At 66.6% G+C, this 18,833-nt stretch carries 17 protein-coding genes; 3 read left to right on the plus strand and 14 right to left on the minus strand.

The window, feature by feature from the left end; all coding sequences use genetic code 11:
* The 4 genes from ACMPH2_RS08735 to ACMPH2_RS08750 form a co-directional block, all read right to left on the minus strand.
* The coding region (locus tag ACMPH2_RS08735; RefSeq protein WP_417119232.1) for a DUF6541 family protein at positions 1–205 on the minus strand (205 nt) is incomplete at its 3' end.
* 158 nt (positions 206–363) lie between these two features.
* Positions 364–2,439, minus strand: coding sequence for an elongation factor G (locus tag ACMPH2_RS08740; protein WP_062531506.1), 2,076 nt, complete (start codon positions 2,437–2,439; stop codon positions 364–366).
* A gap of 211 nt (positions 2,440–2,650) precedes the next feature.
* Positions 2,651–4,120, minus strand: a complete 1,470-nt coding sequence (locus ACMPH2_RS08745) for a radical SAM/SPASM domain-containing protein (protein WP_062531507.1) — start codon at positions 4,118–4,120, stop codon at positions 2,651–2,653.
* Between the two features lie 200 nt (positions 4,121–4,320).
* On the minus strand, positions 4,321–5,268 hold the full coding sequence (locus tag ACMPH2_RS08750; protein WP_062531508.1) for a lactate/malate family dehydrogenase: 948 nt from the start codon (positions 5,266–5,268) through the stop codon (positions 4,321–4,323).
* A gap of 131 nt (positions 5,269–5,399) precedes the next feature.
* Between ACMPH2_RS08750 and rlmD the strand changes: the two genes are divergently transcribed.
* Together rlmD and ACMPH2_RS08760 are read left to right on the plus strand one after the other, a co-directional pair.
* Positions 5,400–6,593, plus strand: a complete 1,194-nt coding sequence (gene rlmD, locus ACMPH2_RS08755; RefSeq protein WP_417119233.1) for a 23S rRNA (uracil(1939)-C(5))-methyltransferase RlmD — start codon at positions 5,400–5,402, stop codon at positions 6,591–6,593.
* Between the two features lie 136 nt (positions 6,594–6,729).
* Positions 6,730–7,524, plus strand: a complete 795-nt coding sequence (locus tag ACMPH2_RS08760) for a class I SAM-dependent methyltransferase (RefSeq protein ID WP_009278252.1) — start codon at positions 6,730–6,732, stop codon at positions 7,522–7,524.
* A gap of 18 nt (positions 7,525–7,542) precedes the next feature.
* Here ACMPH2_RS08760 and purN read toward each other — a convergent pair whose 3' ends face one another.
* The 5 genes from purN to purE all read right to left on the minus strand — a co-directional run bounded on the left by purN (position 7,543) and on the right by purE (position 12,322).
* Complete coding sequence (gene purN, locus ACMPH2_RS08765) at positions 7,543–8,226, minus strand: phosphoribosylglycinamide formyltransferase (RefSeq protein WP_009278253.1); 684 nt, start codon at positions 8,224–8,226, stop codon at positions 7,543–7,545.
* Complete coding sequence (gene purM / locus ACMPH2_RS08770) at positions 8,223–9,296, minus strand: phosphoribosylformylglycinamidine cyclo-ligase (protein WP_009278254.1); 1,074 nt, start codon at positions 9,294–9,296, stop codon at positions 8,223–8,225. The genes purN and purM overlap by 4 nt, the downstream gene beginning before the upstream one ends.
* A gap of 69 nt (positions 9,297–9,365) precedes the next feature.
* Positions 9,366–10,835 carry an amidophosphoribosyltransferase gene (gene purF, locus ACMPH2_RS08775; RefSeq protein ID WP_417119234.1) on the minus strand — a complete coding sequence of 490 codons (1,470 nt, stop codon included), beginning with the start codon at positions 10,833–10,835 and terminating at the stop codon, positions 9,366–9,368.
* Positions 10,836–10,869: 34 nt separating this feature from the next.
* Positions 10,870–11,823, minus strand: a complete 954-nt coding sequence (locus ACMPH2_RS08780) for a class B sortase (protein ID WP_009278256.1) — start codon at positions 11,821–11,823, stop codon at positions 10,870–10,872.
* 28 nt (positions 11,824–11,851) lie between these two features.
* Positions 11,852–12,322 carry a 5-(carboxyamino)imidazole ribonucleotide mutase gene (gene purE, locus ACMPH2_RS08785; protein ID WP_417119235.1) on the minus strand — a complete coding sequence of 157 codons (471 nt, stop codon included), beginning with the start codon at positions 12,320–12,322 and terminating at the stop codon, positions 11,852–11,854.
* Positions 12,323–12,490: 168 nt separating this feature from the next.
* On the opposite strand from purE, the gene ACMPH2_RS08790 reads away from it, so the two are divergent.
* On the plus strand, positions 12,491–13,366 hold the full coding sequence (locus tag ACMPH2_RS08790; RefSeq protein ID WP_417119236.1) for a bifunctional hydroxymethylpyrimidine kinase/phosphomethylpyrimidine kinase: 876 nt from the start codon (positions 12,491–12,493) through the stop codon (positions 13,364–13,366).
* A 104-nt stretch (positions 13,367–13,470) separates the two neighbouring features.
* Here ACMPH2_RS08790 and ACMPH2_RS08795 read toward each other — a convergent pair whose 3' ends face one another.
* From ACMPH2_RS08795 to ACMPH2_RS08815, 5 genes are all read right to left on the minus strand, one after another.
* Entirely contained in the window at positions 13,471–14,391 is a 921-nt protein-coding gene (locus tag ACMPH2_RS08795; RefSeq protein WP_417119237.1) for a hypothetical protein, read from the minus strand.
* 69 nt (positions 14,392–14,460) lie between these two features.
* Entirely contained in the window at positions 14,461–15,141 is a 681-nt protein-coding gene (locus tag ACMPH2_RS08800) for an NUDIX domain-containing protein (RefSeq protein WP_083823530.1), read from the minus strand.
* Positions 15,142–15,280: 139 nt separating this feature from the next.
* Positions 15,281–16,582 (minus strand): phosphoribosylamine--glycine ligase, encoded by a 1,302-nt coding sequence (gene purD / locus ACMPH2_RS08805; RefSeq protein WP_417119238.1) that lies wholly within the window; start codon positions 16,580–16,582, stop codon positions 15,281–15,283.
* A 17-nt stretch (positions 16,583–16,599) separates the two neighbouring features.
* Positions 16,600–17,541, minus strand: coding sequence for a DegV family protein (locus ACMPH2_RS08810; RefSeq protein ID WP_417119239.1), 942 nt, complete (start codon positions 17,539–17,541; stop codon positions 16,600–16,602).
* A gap of 8 nt (positions 17,542–17,549) precedes the next feature.
* Positions 17,550–18,830, minus strand: coding sequence for an adenylosuccinate synthase (locus ACMPH2_RS08815; RefSeq protein ID WP_417119240.1), 1,281 nt, complete (start codon positions 18,828–18,830; stop codon positions 17,550–17,552).
* Positions 18,831–18,833: the final 3 nt, after the last annotated feature.

An 18,833-nucleotide genomic window follows, 5' to 3' on the forward strand; every position in this document is an offset into this window, starting at 1 on the left:
GGGGGAGGAGGAGCGTCAGGGGTTGGGCCGCAACGCCCAACGTCCCATACAGGATGCCGGCGAGGGCGATGAGCCCAAAGGAAGGCAGGGGCGCCATGCACACGGACCAGCTCCGGGAAAGGCCGAGGGCCCGTCCCATGAGATAGCCCGGGACGAAGATGACGGCGCAGGACGCCAGGACGGCAGGGAAGAGCTCGCTCCACATGGTTCAACCAACCTAACGGCTCGCAGGGTTCCGTCAGACAAGAATAGACCAGACGCGCGGGACGGAGGCAGGCACCCGCCAAACCGCAAGCGCGAGGGGGTGCCGCCGCAAGGGCGACACCCCCATCCTGTGACCCGCGCGGCCCGCCTCGCCTGCCGCTACCTGCCCTCTGCGCGCCTCTCGGCATACTCTGCCGCGAGCTTGGCCTGCACGTCGTGGGGCACCTGCTCGTAGCCCGAGACCTCGAGCTCGAACTCGCCCGTCCCGCGCGAGAGCGAGCGCAGGCGCGTGGCGTAGTCGGTGACCTCGGCGTAGGGAATGGTCGCCTCGATGGTGGTCATGCCCTGCTCGCCCTGGCCGCTGGCGGCCGACATGCCCTCGACGCGGCCACGAGAGGCGGACACGTCACCCATGATCGAGCCGGCGTAGCTGTCGGGCACGGTGATGCTCATGTGGGCCATGGGCTCGAGCAGGACGGGCTCTGCCTGGCCTATCGCCTTCTGGAAGCCAATGCGCGCTGCCGTCTTGAAGGCCATCTCGTTGGAGTCGACAGGGTGGTAGGAACCGTCGTACACGGCAACGCGCACGTCGATGAGGGGGTATCCGGCAAGGACGCCGTCCACCATGGTCTCCTGCACGCCCTTGTCGATGGCGGGGATGAAGTTGCGCGGGATGTGCCCGCCCACGACCTCGTCCACGAACTCGTAGCCCGCTCCGGGGTTGGGCTCGACACGCAGCCAGCAGTCGCCGTACTGGCCGGCGCCGCCGGTCTGCTTCTTGTGACGACCCTGGGCGCTCGCGACGCGGCGGATGGTCTCGCGATAGGGGATGCGCAGCTTGACGGTGTGAGCCGTGACGCCCGCGCGCTCCTCGAGACGGTCGAGGAGGACGGAGACCTGCGCCTCTCCGATGGCGGAGATGACGGTCTGCCCGGTCTCCTCGTCGCGCTCGACGCTCAGCGTGGGATCGGCGGCCGCGCTCTTCTCCAGGAAGGCAAAGACCTTGCCCTCGCTCCCGCGCTCGTCCGGCTCGACGGCGATGCGATAGAGGGAGTTGGGGAAGCGGAAGGCGGCGGCCTCGACCTTCCCGGTGACCGAGAGGGTGTCGCCGGTCATTGCCTCGAGCTTGGGAACCACGCAGACGTCGCCCGCCGCGACCGACTTGACGTCGGTGGTCTCGCGGCCGCACATGCTGTAGAGGTGACCCAGCCGCTCGGTCTTGCGGGTGCGCGCGTTCATGAGCTCGATGCCGGGCGTAAGCGTGCCGGCCAGGACCTTGACGAAGGAGAGGCGCCCGTTCTGCTGGTCCTGCAGCGACTTGAACACGAAGGCGACGGGGCGATCGTCGTCGGGAGAGATGTCCAGCGTCTCCCCGTTGACCAGGGGCACGCGACCGAAGTCGGCCATGCTGGGGAACCACGCCGCCACGTCGTCCATGAGCGAGATGACGCCCTCCTCCTTGACGCAGGAGCCCGCGAAGACGGGGACGAAGATGCGCTGTGCGATGGCGGTGGCGAGAAGGGACTCGAGCAGCTCCTGGCTGATCTCGCCGCCCTCAAGGTAGGTCATCATGGCCTCGTCGTCCGCCTCGACGACGAGTTCGGTGAGCTGCGCGTGGGCCGCCTGGGCGGCCTCGAGGAACTCGGCGGGGACCTCCCCCACCACGGGCTTGCCGTCCACGAGGTGGCGTGACCTCATGTGCACGACGTCGATGATGCCCGCGAAGGCATCCCCAGACCCCATGGGGATGGTGACGGGGGCCAGGCGGTTGCCGAAGCGCTCCTGGGCCGTGAGCAGGGCGGTGTCCCAGTCCGCGTCGGAGCGGTCCAAGCGGTTGATGAAGAGCGCGCGGGCGAGCGAGAGCTCCTCGGCGGCGAACCAAAGGCGGGTGGTGATGGTGCCAGGGCCGCTCGCCGCGTCGACCATGAAGAGCGCCGTCTCAGCCGCGGCGAGAGCGCCATAGGCGTCGCCGACGAAGTCAGGATAGCAGGGGGCATCCAGGACGTTGATCCTTACGCCGTTCCACTCGACCGGCGCGATGGTGGTCGAGATGGAGAAGCCGCGGGCGCCCTCCTCGCTGTCGTAGTCAAGCGTGGGCTTAGTGCCGGCGTGGCCTCCCAGACGGGTCGTCTTGCCCGTCAGGTGAAGCATGGCCTCGGCCAGCATGGTCTTGCCCACGCCGCCTTGGCCCACGAGTGCGAGGTTCTTTACCCTCTCGTTAGACGAATCTGCCATGGTTCCTCCTCGAGCCGCAAGTCTGGCGGCGACGCCGAGGGGAAGAACGCGACGGCGAAGCCACCGTGCACCTATGGACGACAAGCGCCCGGCGAGGCCGCGCGCTGGCTACCACCATACCCATGGACGGCCAGCGCGCGAATCACTCGTCGGGCAGCGTGTGTGCATGCGCGGTGGGCGCAGGCACGGCGCAGCGTTGTCGGGAAAGACCCTACTCGATGACGGCCTCCTCGCGCGCGTCCTCCTCGGCTATGACCTTGGCCTTGAAGTCGACGCTCTGCTGCGACATCTCGTCCTCGTAGACCTTGCGACCCGTAGGATGCTCGGCAAGCCAGAGCTCGCGGGCCTTGGGCGCCCACTCCTCGGCGTAGGGGGTCACGCGGGCGCAGAGGTCCTCAGCGCTCTCAGGTGCCACGTACTCGCTGGTCTTGGCGTCGGACTCCTCCACGATCTTGGGAAGGATCTTGGGGTTCTCGAGCATGGGGCAGGGCTGGAGCATGTTGTCGTTCCAAGGCCAGTGCCGGCGGTAGGCCTGGAAGATGGGCTGCTGCAGGCACTCGAGCCAGCTGTGGTCGCGGATGTTCACGTTGGAGTAGTGGATGAAGACACAGGGCTCCACGTCGCCACGGGCGTTGACGTGGCAGTAGACGCGGCCTCCCGCGATGCAGCCGCCCACGTACTCGCCGTCGTTCTGGAAGTCCATGGCGAAGATGGGCTTGCCGCCCTCGACACCGCGAATCTCGCGGATGCGGTGCAGCATGTACTCGCGCTGCTCGACGGTGGGCATGAGGTCGGCGTTGGCGCCCTCCCCCACCGGCATGTAGTGGAAGAACCAGGCCCAGCGGCAGCCCTTCTCGATGATGAGGTCGAAGAACTCGTCGCTCGAGACGCGCTCCGTGTTCTCGCGCGTGTAGGCGGTGGAGGTGCCGTAGAGCAGACCGTGCGCCTTCATGAGGTCGAAGGCGCGCATGACCTCCTCGAACGAACCGTCGCCACGGCGGCCGTCATTCACGCTGGGCTCGTAGCTCTCGAGCGAGACCGAGAACACGACGTTGCCCAGGCGCTGCACGTCCTCGCAGAACCTCTCGTCCACCAGCGAGGCGTTGGTGAAGATGTTGAAGAGGCAGTCGTTGTGCTTCTCGGCCAGCTTGAGCACGTCGGCCTTGCGCACCAGGGGCTCGCCGCCGGTGAGCATGAAGAGGTGGGTCCCCAGGTCCGACGCCTCGGTGACGAGGCGGTCCATCTCGTCGTAGCTCAGGTTGAGGCGGTTGCCGTAGTCTGCCGCCCAGCAGCCCACGCAGTGCTTGTTGCAGGCGCTCGTGGGGTCGAAGAGGATGATCCAGGGCACGTTGCACTGGTACTTCTCGGCGTTTGCCGTGGTGTTGCGCAGGCCGCGGAAGGCAGCCTCGTAGCCACCGTTGAGCACCGTCGTGCGCAGCACGTTGGGGTCGGTGGTGTCGATGACGTCAAAGAGCCAATTCTCCCACTTGGAGCCAGGGTAGAGGCCCTTGCGGATGCCGCGGGTGGCACCGGGGGAGGTGTCCTTCAGAAGCTTGCCCGCCATGTCGATGAGGTGCTCGACGTTCTTCTCCCGGTCTTCGCCCGATGCGCTCTTGATGATCCGGTCTATGGCGACGCCAAAGGCCTTGCGCTCTGCCGCGTGCGCGATCTTGGACTGCATGGCCACCCCTCCTTGTGAGTCGTTTTGACCCTAATTTAAAACTGGGGTCACTTTACTCTTCTTGGAAGACGATGGTGGACGAATTTTGAATAAAGTTCAATTGTATTGTCTACCGTAGCATTTACAGGCGAGAGGACCCGACGGCCGTCGTGGTCGCCGGGTCCTCGCTGAAATCGCCTTACGACTCGTGACGGGTCAGCCTACCAGCACCTGACCTTCTCGAGGTTGTCCTGGATGTGCTTGCAGCTGGCGTGGAACTTCTCCTGCTCGTCGGCGCTGAGCTCGAGGGGGAAGGTGGCCTCGACGCCGTCCTTGCCAATGACGCAGGGGATGGAGCTGTAATGGCCGCTCTCTCCGTAGACGTCCTCGAGCAGGGTGCCCGCGGGGGTGATGAGCTTGGAGTCCTGCACCACGGCCTTGACCAGCTCGGTCGCGGCGTTTGCCACGGAGTACTCGGTGCACTGCTTGCCGGCGTAGGTCACGTAGCCGCCCATGCGCGCGGCCTCCTCGATGGCGTCCTTGTCGAAGGAGAAGTGCTTGGGATCTGACTTCTCGAGCTCCGCCAGTGGCGTGGCGCCAAACGACACGTGCGACCAAGCGGCGAACTGACTCGCACCGTGCTCGCCGATCATCCAGCTGGTGATGGAGTTGGGGTTGTAGCCGGTGGCGTCCCAGAGGGCATGGCGGAAGCGTGCGGAGTCAAGTGCGGTGCCCGACCCCACGACCTGGCGCGGCTCGAGCTCGGCGAGCTTCCAGACCATCGTCGCGACGACGTCGCAGGGGTTGGCGATGGTGACGATGACGCCCTTGTAGCCCTTGATGCGCGGCGCCCACTTCTTGGTCTCCTCCGCGGTGCAGAAGAGCTCGCCGTCGCGGTTGCCAGCCGCCTGGGCGACGTGGCCTGCGGCGTTGACGATGACGTCGCAGCCCAGGAGCTCCTCGTAGTTCTCATGGCAGTTGTACACGCGCGCCTGGCGGGGGTAGAAGGGCATGGCGTCCTGGAGGTCGTTGACCTCGCAGGCGACCTTGCTCTCGATGGAGTCGACGCAATAGATCTCGGCGGCAAGTCCCTGGTAGAGAATGGCGTTTGCCACGTGCGCGCCAACGTGGCCCATTCCGATGATGCCGATCTTGGTAGGAGCTCCCATGAGGTCCCCCTTCTGTCGCGGTCGATTCGTGGTTCCCAGATTCTATCGCTCGATCGACGTGCGAGACCTGGCCGTACAATAGCCCGTACAAGTTGGTAACCAAGGCGAGGCAAGCGAGGCGGGAGAAGAGCGTGGGATTCAGGACCTACACCTGCCCCATATCCAGGCGCTGCGGTGGCTGCGAGTGGCTCGCCGTCCCCTACCCCATCCAGCTGAGGCGCAAGCAGGAGGCCATGGAGGAGCTCTTCTCGCCCGCCGTCGAGGAGGACGGCTGCGAGCTAGGGCGCGTCCATGGCATGGAGGAACCCCTGCGCTTCCGCCACAAGATGGCCTCTCCCTTCGCCCCAGGGGCGAAGGGTAGGGTCAGGTCCGGCTTCTACGAGGCAGGGAGCCATCGCATCGTGGCCTGTCACGACTGCCTGGTGGAGGACCCCTGCGGAAGGACGATGATCGACGACCTCGCACGGGCGGCGGAGCGGCTGCACATTCCCGCGTACCGCGAGGACCAAGGCACAGGAGTCCTGAGAAACGCCGTCGTACGCAGCGGGTACGCCACGGACGAGGTCCTCCTGACCATCGTCACCAACGGGTCCCAGCTCCCCCACGCGTCCAGGCTCGCCCGCATGCTCAAGGAGGCTCACCCCGAGCTCACGAGCATCGTCCAGAACGTCAACCAAAGGCGCACCAACGCCATACTGGGCCGCGACTGCGTTACCCTCCTGGGACCGGGCGTCATGCACGACAAGCTTTTGGGCTGTCGCTTCGAGGTGGGGCCGACCAGCTTCTACCAGACCAACCCCGCCCAGACCGAGGTGCTCTATAGCCTGGCCATCGACGCGGCGGAGCTTCGGGCCGGCGAGCGCATGCTCGACGCTTACTGTGGCACGGGCTCCATAGGCATCTGCGCCGCCCGTGCCACACAAGAAAACGGGCGAGACGTGCGCGTCGTGGGGGTGGAGCAGGTGGCGGGCGCCGTGGACTGCGCAAGGAGGAATGCGGGCGAGAACGACCTCTCCGCCTCCTGCGACTTCGTCCGAGCCGACGCCACCAAGTACATGAGGCGCCTGCGGGGGCGTGGTGGCGAAGGCTTCGACGTAGTGATGATGGACCCGCCGCGCGCCGGATCAACCCCCGAGTTCATCGCCGCGGCCTGCGCCCTCGAGCCCCGGGCGGTGGTCTACGTGAGCTGCAACCCCCAGACGCAGCTCCGCGACCTGGGGGAGTTCCGCAGGCATGGCTGGCACGCGCGCAGGATCGAGCTCGTGGACATGTTCCCCCACACCAAGCACGTGGAGACCGTCTGTCTGCTGTCGCACGAAAGGTAGCCGCAAGGACCGGCGGAAAAGGTCCCGTGACGGGGTGCTCCACCGCGCCTCTCCCTAAGTCACTTTGCCTGAAAGTTAGCAAAGTCTTACTATTCTTGCTGCCAATGCAACCTTCGGAACAGGCGAGGTACGACGCATGGAGAAGATAGACATATCCGGCGTGCCGGAGACCATGGTCCAGACCCTTTACGCACGGGCAAAGGAGTCGCGACGCAAGAACGCCCTCATCCACGACGACAAGGCCGTCGAGATGGTCGACCGGATGGACTACGACTTCTCCTTCGCCGACAAGGACCTTGCGATGGGTGCCGGCGTGATTGCCCGCACGATGCTGCTCGACGACATGGTGGGCGAGTTCGTGGCCTCGAACCCGGATTGCACGGTCATCAACATCGCCTGCGGCATGGACATGCGCTTCTGGCGCATGGACAACGGCCGCATCCGCTGGCACGACATCGACCTGCCCGAGACCATCGACGTCCGGCGCCGCTTCGTCGAGGACACCGACCGCGTGAAGATGCATGCCTTCTCGGCCATGGACGAAGCATGGGCGGCCGAGGTTGGTCCCATCGACGGGCCGGTCCTAGTGATCGTCGAGGGGCTGACGATGTACCTCTCGGCCGAGGACGTGGCACGGATTCTCTCGATCGTGCGGGACCGCTACGCCCGCGCCACCCTCTTCGTCGAGTTTCTCAACCCTCGCTTCGTGGGCAAGGACGTGGAGAGGAGCATCTCCAAGAGCAACGCTCGCTTCACGTTTGGTGCGCGGAGCGGCGCGGAGCTGGTGGCCGGCATCGATGGCCTGCGCCACGTCGCCGACCGCAGCCTGAGCGAGAAGATGCCCCTCATCAACCCTGTCTACCGGCTGCTCATAAAGGTTCCGGCCATCGCAAACCTCTCGAACAAGATTGCCGTCATCCGCAGCTTCTGATCGCTTGATAGGTCCCCACTAGGCAGAGGGGGTGACGTGAACTCTCCTGCCGTCGGCGTCCAGGCTCACGCGACCGTCGGCGAGCAGCTGGATGACCTCGGGGTACAGCACGTGCTCGATCTGGTGGATGTGCGCCTCCAGCTCGTCCACGTCCCAACCCTCCTCGACCGCAAGGGCGCGCTGGGCAACGATCGGTCCGCAGTCGTAGCGCTCGTCGGCGAAGTGCACCGTGACGCCCGTCACCTTCACCCCGGCGTCGAAGGCGTCCTGGATGGCGTGGGCCCCCTTGAAGCTGGGCAGCAGCGCGGGATGGATGTTGACGACCCGGGATGGGAACGTCCGTAGTATGGGGTAGTGGACCATCCTCATGTAGCCCGCCATCACCACGTAGTCAACGTCGCGGCGGCGCAGCTCGGTGGCGATGACCTCGTCCGCAGTCAGGGGGTCATCGTAGATCTCCTTCGAGAGGCTCAGGGTCTGGATGCCCACCGCCTCCGCCCTCTTGAGCCCCAGGGCTCCCGGACGAGAGGAGACCACGAGCTCGACGGTGGCATTCAGCGTCCCGTCGGCGATGCGGTCGATGATCGCCTGGAGGTTGGTGCCCGAGCCGGAGATGAGCACCCCCAGGCGCAGTGGCCGTCCCTCGCGCGCCATGGGAAGGCTCGCGGGCTCGGGGGTGGAGAGCGTGAGGTCGTCGCTCATCGGTAGCTCACCTTTCCGCTGCCCGGCACGCACTCGCCCATCACGAACGACTCGAGCCCCTGGTAGGCCAGGGCGGCACGGACCATGGCCACGTCCTCGGGGGCGACGATCAGGCTCATGCCCACCCCCATGTTGAAGGTCTTGTAGGCCTCGTCCTGGGTGAGCCCCGCCGCGCGCACGCAGTAGTCGATCACGGGCGGGACGTCCCAGCCGGGCCCGTCCTCGCCGCCACGGTCGACGACCGCGTCGATGTCCGCGGGCAGGGCGCGGTTGAGATTCTCTGTGATGCCACCGCCCGTGATGTGCGCCATGGCGTGGATGGGAGCCCCTACCTTGAGGGCTCTGACCAGCGCCCCCGCATAGATGGTGGTGGGACGCATGACCGCGTCCGCCAGGGACTCGCCGCCCAGCTCCTCGAGCGGGGCCTCCAGCTCCTCGATGCTCTTGCCCTCGATGGCAACCTTGCGAACCAGAGAGTAGCCGTTGGAGTGGATGCCCGAGCTGGGAAGTCCCAGGATCACGTCACCCACGCGCACCTTGTCGGGACCGATCATCCTGGGACGGTCCACGACGCCCACCACGAAGCCCGCGAGGTCGTAGTCGTCGGGGGCCATGACACCCGGATGCTCGGCCATCTCTCCACCGACGAGGGCGCAACCGCTCATGCGGCAGCCCTCGGCGATGCCGCTCACCACCTGCGCCACGTGCTCCGCGCGCAGCTTCCCTATGGCGATGTAGTCGAGGAAGAAGAGGGGCTCCGCGCCGATGGGCACCACGTCGTCCACGCACATGGCGACGAGGTCCTGCCCCACGCTGTCGTGGCGCCCCAGGAGCTGTGCGATCGCGAGCTTGGTGCCCACGCCGTCGGTGCCCGAGACCAGGACGGGGTCCTCCATGTCCTTGAAGGACGCCATGGAGAAGCAGGAGCCAAACCCGCCCAGCCCACCGATGACCTCGGGCCTGCTGGTGGACGCCACCATCTCCTTGATGGCGTCGACGGCGCGCGCGCCCTCGTCCACGTCGACGCCGGCGTCGGCGTAGCTCACGTGCCTCGTCTGGGCCTTCTCCATTGCTTCCCCTCTCATGGGTCTTCTCTTCGATGGTCGTGCGGGACAGGGACGCCGACGCGGGGGCTTCCGCTATTCCTCGGGACCCCCGGGCCTGTAGCCCTCCATGAACTTCCCCTGGGCGAAGCTCTGAGGGATCCTCACGGGATACCAGCCGTCATAGCAGGCGCAGCACCAGCCGGTCGAGGGCACGCACTGCCTGAGTCCGGCAAGCGAGAGGAACGCCAGGCTGTCGGCCCCGATGAACTCCCTCACCTGCTCCACGCCCTTGCTGGCAGAGATGAGCTGGGACTGGACGTCGGTGTCGATGCCGTAGAAGCAGGGCCACCTCACCTCGGGGCAGTTGATGCGCACGTGGACCTCGCGGGCGCCTGCGTCGCGCAGCATCTGGACTATCTGCTTGGAAGTGGTTCCGCGCACGATGGAGTCGTCCACCATGACGACGCGCTTTCCCGCCACGTTGTCGCGCAGGGCGTTGAGCTTGAGGCGCACGCCCAGGCTGCGCTGCTCCTGGGTGGGCTGAATGAAGGTGCGCGCCACGTAGCGGTTCTTCACGAAGCCCTCGCCGAATGGTATGCCCAGCTCGCGCGCGAAGCCCTCCGCAGGTGGCAACCCGCTGTCGGGCACGCCTATGACCAGGTCCGCCTCGGCCGGTGCCTCGCGGGCGAGCTGCCGTCCCATGTCGAAGCGCATGGAGTACACCGACTTGCCCATCACCACCGAGTCGGGACGAGAGAAGTAGACCTCCTCGAAGATGCAGCTGGCCGGGACCCGTGCGGGGACGCCCCTCTCGCTCACCAGGCCGTCGTCCGAGACGCGGATGATCTCGCCGGGCGCGACCTCGCGCACGTAGTCGGCCCCGACGATGTCCAGGGCGCAGGTCTCGGAGGCGACGACCCAGCCGTCGTCTCCCAGCCGGCCCAGCACCAGGGGACGTATCCCGTTGGGGTCGCGGAAGGCGTAGAGCGCGTTCTCGCGCACCAGCGCCATGGCGTAGCCGCCCTCGATCATGCCCATGGCCTTGGCAATGCCCTGGCGGAGGTGGCTCGTCTCCTTGGTGTAGTGGCCGATGAGCTTGGCGGCGACCTCTGAGTCGGTGTTCGAGCGGAAGGGCACGCCCAGCTCGACCAGGCTCGCGCGCAGGCTGTCCGAGTTCACGAGCGTGCCGTTGTGGGCGAGGGCGATGATGACCTCGCTGATGGTCGAGAGGTGCGGCTGCGCCGCCTCCCAGCTGCGCGCGCCGGAGGTCCCATAGCGGACGTGCCCTATGGCCACCTTGCCGCGCATGGCCGAGATGTCCGCGTCGGTGAACACGGCGTCCACGAGTCCGAGGTCCTTGCGGACCAAGACCGTGCTGCCGTCCCCCACGGCTATTCCCGCGGACTCCTGGCCGCGATGCTGCAGGGCGCGCAGGGCGAAGTAGGTGATGCGCGACACGTCACGCCCGGGGGCCCAGACGCCAAAGACGCCGCACTCCTCGTGAGGCGAATCTCCCTCCCCCAGTTCGTCGATGTCAAAGGCGGTCCGAGACGTCTCTCTCACTGGGCGGTCTCCTTGGGAAGGGGTCATGCCTGGGCTATTCCGTGGCTGCGAGGGCCGCCGCTGCCTCCGCCTTGGGGACGCAGACCAGAAGCGACCGGCCATAGCCATCGTAGTAGTTGCAGGTCGACATGGTCATGACGTGTTTCAGGCCCGAAATTATCCTTGCCGCATCGGGGCGGCTCGCCACGGCCTTCGCGAGGCGTTCGTTCAAGTAGGACCTCAGCTCCTCGTCCGAGTCGAACTTGGTCGTGCGCGCGGTCCCGTCGTCGGGCTGGGTGTAGTAGACAAAGAGCGGCTCGAGCTCGTAGCTCTGCTGCTCGGTGAGGTACCAGATGGTCGGCGTGGCGTCGAAGACCTCCTGGTCCTTGAGGAGGAAGAGCGAGTAGAACATCTGGCCGCTCTTGAGATGGTGGCCATAGAGCATGGTCTGGCCGTCGATCAGCCCGGGGGCCGTGTTCTCGTAGTCCATGAACACCTGTCCGCCCAGAGTGTACTGGCCCTCAGCCGTGTGGTGTAGGTAGTAGTCGTTGTCCGTGCCCTGGTAGACGGGGTAGTTGACCACCGTGTCGGGCACGTAGACCCAACCCACCACGTCCTTGTTGACCGCCTTGAGGCCAGCCCAGTCGACGTCGACCGGGGCCTTCGCGCTGCCGTCGTCCGAGGCAGACGTCGCGTCGCTCACGTTGGCGAAGGACGCGAGCCTGTCGTTGACCACGTCCTGCTCGTGGTACTGCCAGCGGGAGTACCCCCAGAGGCCAGCAGCCACCAGGAGGAGCACGATGCCGACGGCGAGGAGGACGTTCGAGACGAGGAGGCGGCGCCTTCTCGAGCCCCTCTCCCCCGTCGTCTCGCCCTTCCTGGCGCGACGCTCGGGGTCGGCGGGGTTGCGCTCGATGACAGGCTCTATGGGGAGCGGCGCATGCACGCCCTGACCCAGTCCCCCCTCCCGACGAGGGGCGTCGTCCCTTCTCATGTGCTTCCCTGGCACGCGGTCTCCTCTCGTCTTCCGGGCAGGGCTAGACCTCCGCCATCTGGCGCTTAAACTCCACCAGCTTGTTCGCGTACTCGGGCATGGACGTGCCCAGGATCTGGGTCGCGTAGATGGCCGCGTTCTTCGACCCGCCGATCGCCACGCAGGCGACGGGCACCCCGGAGGGCATCTGGACCATGGAGAGGAGCGAGTCCATCCCCCCCAGGTCGCTCGTCCTCATGGGCACACCCACGATGGGCAGCGGCGTGTAGGCCGCGACGACCCCACCCAGGTGGGCCGCCTTGCCTGCGGCGGCGATGATCACCTTGATGCCGCGTGCTGCCGCGGCAGACGCCCATTCGCGCACCTTCGCCGGGGCCCGGTGGGCCGAGGCGACGACGAGCTCGTAGGGCACGCCAAACTCCTCGAGCTGCCTGGTGCACGCCTCCATGGCCGGAAGGTCCGACTTCGAGCCCATGATGATTCCCACCAACGGTGCCTGCTGCTCGCCTGACATGAGGTCTCCCCTCGTCTGTGCCCGTGCAATCGTGCCTTCCCAGTATACGTTGGCGGGAGCGCCCGCTCCTCGGCGCGCACACTCTGGCTACAAGCGCGGCGCACCCCGTGCCGATGGTCTATCGTATCCTGCAGCATCGGTCCATCAGTCCATGTGAGAGGAACCACCATGACCAACGCAAGCGAAATCAGGCTGTACCGGCGCGAGGGGCACTACATACCGCGCGTGGCGGCCGTCCATGACCTCTGCGGCTACGGGAAGTGCTCCCTGGCAGTGGCCATCCCTGTGCTCTCTGCCGCCGGATGCGACGTGTGTCCAGTCCCCACCTCGCTCTTCTCGGCAAACACCAAGTTCCCCGTCTTCCACATGCACGACACCACCGACATGCTTGAGCCCTACCTCGACGCCTGGGTGCAGGAGGGCGTCGAGCTCGACGCCGTGTACTCCGGCTTCCTGGGTTCCGCCGGACAGGTGGGCGCCATCCAGCGCCTCTATCGCGAGCACCCGCGCGCCCTGCGCGTCGTCGACCCGGTCATGGGTGACGAGGGCGCCAAGTACCCCACCTACACCGACGAGATGTGCGAGGCCATGGGCGCCCTCGTCGACGGGGCGGACCTCCTCACCCCCAACCTCACCGAGGCCTCCATCCTCACCGGCATCCCCTACCAGGGGCACGACGTTTCCGACGACTTCGTGAGGCAGAACCTCGAGGCGCTCGTGGGCATGGGCGCCAAGGCCGTCGTCCTCAAGGGGGTCATCCGCGGGGACGGGCTCATCCGAAACTACGTCTGTGGGGGCGACCTCGACGTATGCGAGGTCAAGGCCGAGCTGTTGCCCTACATGCTCCACGGCACGGGAGACCTCTATGCCTCGAGCCTGCTTGCCGCCGTCATGTGCGGAAGGTCCCTGCTCGAGGCGACGGAGTTCGCAGGCGAGCTCGTGCGCAAGGCCATGGTGGTGACGCGCTACCAGCCAGACTTCGAGATGCGCGGGGTCAACTTCGAGACCGTGCTGGGAGACGTCTGCACGCTCCTCAAAGGCTAGGCGAGAGGCGCTTTGGTCATTGCGAAGGGGGACTGCGGAGCACGAGCTCCGCAGTCCCCCTGGCCGTTCGGGCATGTGCGAATCCGCTATGCCGCGGATTTGGTCTACTCCACGTCGCCCGTGGATGACGAGGCGGACGAGCCATCACCCTTCTCGGAGGAGTCCGGGTTCGCCTTGGTGGAGTCCACGCTGGCCGAATCGGAACCCGTGCCCTTGTCCTCGTCGCCCAGGACGACGCCCAGAATCGACGAGGGCGTGAAGCTCGTCGTCACGTTCTTCCTAAGCTCCTCCTGCATCGCCGTATCCACGCCGGTGATGGTGCAGTTGAAGCGCACCCCCGTGTCGGTGGTGGACTTGGTCCAGATGAAGGTCATGAGCGTCTTGATCTCTCCCGTGGGTTGCAGGAAGCCGAAGAACGAGGAGGTCTGGAACTTGCCGTTGGCGCCGACATGCACGTTGACGCGATAGACCACGGTGTCAATGTTGGGGTTGAGGAGCGCGTTGACAGAGAAGGCCGTGGCCTGGATCTGGGAGCCGGCGAAGGCCTCGAGCGCGTCCTCGGACGAGGTGTCGGTGACGGTCACCTCGACACGATGCGTGTTCTCGTCCGCCTCCTGGACGGAGTACTTCTCGGGGAACTGCGTGAAGCCGTTGCCCCACTCCACGCCACCCTTGAGGGCGGAGGCGACGGTGGTGATGTTGACGTTCTCCGCGAGGTTCGCGGTGCTGGCACGGCGGATGAGGCCTGCGGCGACCTGCAGCGCCACGACGATGACGAGGAAGACCAGGACGAAGGTCACGGCGGTACGCGTGATGACCTTCTCCACGTTGGAGCCGGAGGGGTCGGCGCCGGCGAGCGGGTCGACGTCCACCCCGTGGCCGAACTCCTTGCGATGGCGCCTCTGGCGCGCGGCGGTCTCCTCGTTGGTGTGGCCCGTCTCGTCGACGGTGGCAAAGAGCCTCTCGGCTTGCTCGGCCGTGAGGGCACCCTTCTGGATGCGCGCCCCTTCTCGTTTCCTTGCCATGGAGATTCTCCCTGCCACTCGCATCAACAACAAAAAGAGCCAGTCAAGCTAAGTATAGGCAAGCTCCGCCTACTCCGCGCCGTCCTCGGGCTGCATGGCGAGGCGGTGCCCCACCGCGTCGCAGATGAGGGCGCCGACCACCGTCTTCGCGTCCTCTATGCGACCGTCCAGGACGGCGTCCACCAGCTCGCCGAGGTCGACCAGGTCAACGTTTATGAACTCGTCGGCGTCCGGGTCAGACGCGCCGAAGCTGAGGCCTGTCGCCATGTAGATGTGAATGAGCTCGTCGGCGAAGCCGTCGGAGGAGGCTATGGTGGTGAGGAACGCCATGTTGCGCGCCCTCATCCCCGTCTCCTCGAGAAGCTCGCGCTCGGCGCAGTCCAGGGGGTCCTCGCCCGGGTCGAGCTTGCCGGCGGGGACCTCGACCGTAACGCGTCCCAACGCCGTGCGGTACTGGCGGACCAGACAGATTCGCCCGTCATCGGTCAGCGCGACGATGGCGACCGCTCCGGGATGGCGCACCACGTCGCGCAGGGCCTGGCGCCCGTCGGGCAACCTGACCTGCAGCCTCGACACGTCGAAGATGCGCCCCTGCCAGACCGTGTCCTCGCTCACCACTGCCTCGCGGAGGTCTCGGTCGCGCGGGTCGTCATCGCCCAGCACGAGGCCGCGACGCATCGGCTCCCCGGAGCTGTGGCCCGTCGTGGCACGCTGCCCGTCGTACACGAAGGCCTGGGTCGCGTCGCGCATGCCACCGATGGCTTCCTCGAGTCCCTGGCTCGCCTCGGCTCGCGACTCGTAGCTGGGTTCTTCCTCGCCGGAGTCCTGGGGGGCGACCTCCGTGTCGGGCTTTTTCTCTTTCACCTTGTGCACTCCGTTCAAGTCTGGCCTAGAGGCTCGTTCGTCCCTTGATGGCCTTGATTCCGATGTCGTGACGATAGGTCTTGCCCTCGAAGGAGATCCTGTCGCAGGCCTGGTAGGCGAGGTTGCGGGCGTCTTCGAAGCTCCCAGCCACCGCCGTCACGTCCAGGACGCGGCCGCCGTCGGTGACGATGCGGCCGCCGCCGTCGCGACGGGTGCCGGCGTGGTACACCGTGACCCCATCCAGGGTCTCGGCGTCCTCGATGCCACTGATGGGCTTGCCCCTCTCGTAGCTGCCGGGGTATCCGGCGCTGGTGAGCACGACGGAGACCGCCCAGTCGTCCCCCCAGCCGATGTCCACGCGGTCCAGCGTTCCGTCGTCGCAGGCCAGGAAGGCCTCGACAAGGTCCCCCCTCATGCGAGGCAGAACCACCTGGGTCTCGGGGTCGCCGAAGCGCGCGTTGTACTCGAGCACCTTGGGACCGTCTTCGGTGAGCATGAAGCCGCCATAGAGGCAGCCGCTGTAGGTGATGCCGTCGCGGCGCAGCTGGTCGACCGTCGCCTGCATCATCTGGGTCATCTGCTCCAGCTCGCCGGGAAGGAGGATGGGCACGGGGGAGTAGACGCCCATGCCGCCCGTGTTGGGCCCCTTGTCCCCGTCCAGGGCGCGCTTGTGGTCCTGGGAGGTGGCAAGGGGAACGAGGGTGGTGCCGTCGGTCAGGACGAGGAGCGAGCACTCGGGGCCCTGGAGGAGCTCCTCCACCACCACCGTCCGACCCGCCTCGCCAAAGCCGCCGGAGAAGCACTCGCGCACGCCGTCCAGGGCCTCGTCCACGTCCTGGGCGACGATGACGCCCTTGCCCGCGGCGAGCCCATCAGCCTTGACCACGCAAGGTCCGCCAAGCGACCGCACGTACGCAAGGCAGGAGGCCTCGTCGGTGAAGCTGCGCCAGGCCGCCGTCGGAACTCCGGCGCGGGCCATGACGTCCTTCGCGAACCTCTTCGACCCCTCCATCTGGGCCGCCCTGCCACTGGGGCCGAAGACCGGTATCCCGGCCGCCCTCACGGCATCCGCCACGCCCGCCACCAGGGGCGCCTCGGGACCTATGACCACGAGGCCTATGCCCTTGTCCGTGGCGAAGGAGGCCACCGCCGCAGGGTCGTCCTGGTCCAGCGTCACGGGCGTCGCGAGCTCGTCCATCCCGCCATTGCCCGGAGCGACCCAGATCCTCCCCGCGCGTGGCGACTCGACGAGCTTCAGCAGGAGCGCATGCTCGCGACCGCCGGAGCCAAGGAGGAGAATGTCGAGCTTTCCGTCGGTCACGTTCATGTGCTGCCTCCCAAGGACTAGTCCTGCATGCAGAGTATTCCAGACGCCTCTCTCGCCGAAAGGAGCGAGGAAGGCATGTAGGCTATCCCGACCGCACCGATTCCCAGCTGGCAGGTGGTGCAGGGATTGGTGTTGAGCACCGCCGCGCGGTCAGAGACGAACTCGTTGGTGTCAAGGGGCTTCTCTATGATGCTCAGGAGCCGTGGCACGCCAGCGCTGATCTCCACGTAGGTGAGGGGGCCCACGACCTGCGAGTACGAACTCATGGTCCGGGCCATGTTGCCCGCCAGGCGCTGGAGGTCGGTGGCGCGCATGACCTCGCGCGACTCTCCCCCGTCGGAGATGGCGAAGAGCCTTCGGGCGCCCATCGCGCGGACGCGCAGGGAGTCGGCGCGCCTGAGGAGGCCGGGCTTGGGACGAAGCTTCGAGAGCGTTGGCCGCGCGTCGGGCGCGGGCACGACGAGGCAGCGCGCCGCCAAGGCGCCCTCGCGCACGCGGGCGAGGGCCTCGTCCGTGTCACAGCCCCCGTCACGGGCGGAGACGAGGCAGGCGAGCACCAGGGCGAGCTGCCCCGACGTCCCGCAGGAGTCGACCACCTCGACCCTTGCGCCAGTCACTCGGGACGCGGCCTCCTGGGCAAGGGCGAAGGAGTCGCTCATCGCCGAGGAGGCATGGAGCGAGACGACGTCCTTCCAGCCCTCGGCAACCAGTCGATTGTAGGTGTCCACGTACTCGTCGAGAGAGGGCGCGAAGGTGTTGACCTGCCCGTGCGTGGACGAGATCTGGACGTAGAAGTCAGAGGGGTCGAGGTCGACGCAGTCCCGGTAGTCCGTGCCGGCGACGCGCACGACCTGCGCCAGGGGAACGACTCCCGCCGCCTCGAAGACGGGCAGCGGGAGGTCGCAGAGGCTGTCGCAGACTATGGCGAAGGCCCGGTTGTCGCGAGGGTGCCTTGTCACGCGCCGGACTACCTCCAGCACCTGTCGATGGTCTGGTCGCGGTCGGGGCCGACGGTGATGATCGAGACTCGCACGCCTGCGAGCTGCTCGAGGAAGTCGATGTAGTCCTTTGCCTCGCGAGGGAGCTTGTAGAAGTCCCGCACGCCCGAGATGTCGCAGTTCCAGCCGGGAAGCGTCTCGTAGATGGGCTTCGCGTGATAGAAGACGCTCTGATGCTCCGGAACCGTGGTGTAGCGCTTGCCGTCGCACTCGTAGGCGACGCAGACCTTGATCTGGTTCAGGCAGCCCAGTACGTCGAGCTTGGTGATGGCGAGGTCGGTGAGGCCGTTGACTCGGGCGGCGTAGTTGACGACGACGGAGTCGTACCAGCCACAGCGACGCTTGCGGCCGGTGGTGACGCCGTACTCGTGGCCAACTTCGCCCAGCTTGTCGCCGACCTCGTCGAAGAGCTCGGTCGGGAAGGGTCCGGACCCGACGCGGGTGAGGTACGCCTTGGCGATGCCAAGGACGCGCTTGATGTGGACGGGACCAACGCCAGAGCCCGTCACGGCTCCACCCGCAGTGCAGTTCGAGGAGGTGACGAAGGGGTAGGTGCCATGGTCGATGTCGAGCATGGTGGCCTGGGCGCCCTCGAAGAGGATGTTCTTACCTGCCTCGATCTGCTCGTTGAGGAAGAGCGAGCTCTCCACAATGTAGGGCTTGATGCGCTCGGCGTAGGGAAGGTAGGTCTCGCAGATCTGTTCCACGGTGTAGGTGGGCAGCTCGTAGACCTTCTCGAGGATGGGATTGGTGTACTCGAGTGCGGCCTCGAGCTTCTCGCGGAAGATCTTCTCGTCCAGCATGTCCTGCACGCGCAGGCCGGTGCGGTTCATCTTGTCCATGTAGGTGGGTCCGACGCCGCGCTTCGTCGTGCCGATGAGGTTCTTGCCGAGCCTCTTCTCGTGGGCCCCGTCGAGGTCCTTGTGGTAGGGCATGACGATGTGGGCGTTGCCGCTGATCTTGAGGTCGTCGCAGGAGATGCCCTGGGCCTCGAGCATGTCGATCTCTCCCAGGAGGATCTCGGGGTCGACGATGCAGCCGTTGCCTATGACCGGGTAGGTGCCCTCGTACATGACCCCGGAGGGAACCTGGTGCAGGGCCAGCTTGTGGCCTCCGGCGATGACGGTGTGTCCGGCGTTGGCGCCACCAGCAAAGCGGCAGACCACGTCGTAGTCACCCGCGATGAGGTCGGTCACCTTGCCCTTGCCCTCGTCGCCCCACTGAGTTCCCACCAGCACTGATGCAGGCATTGC

The sequence above is a fragment of the Olsenella phocaeensis genome, assembly GCF_048189965.1.
GTDB lineage: Bacteria > Actinomycetota > Coriobacteriia > Coriobacteriales > Atopobiaceae > Olsenella_I > Olsenella_I phocaeensis.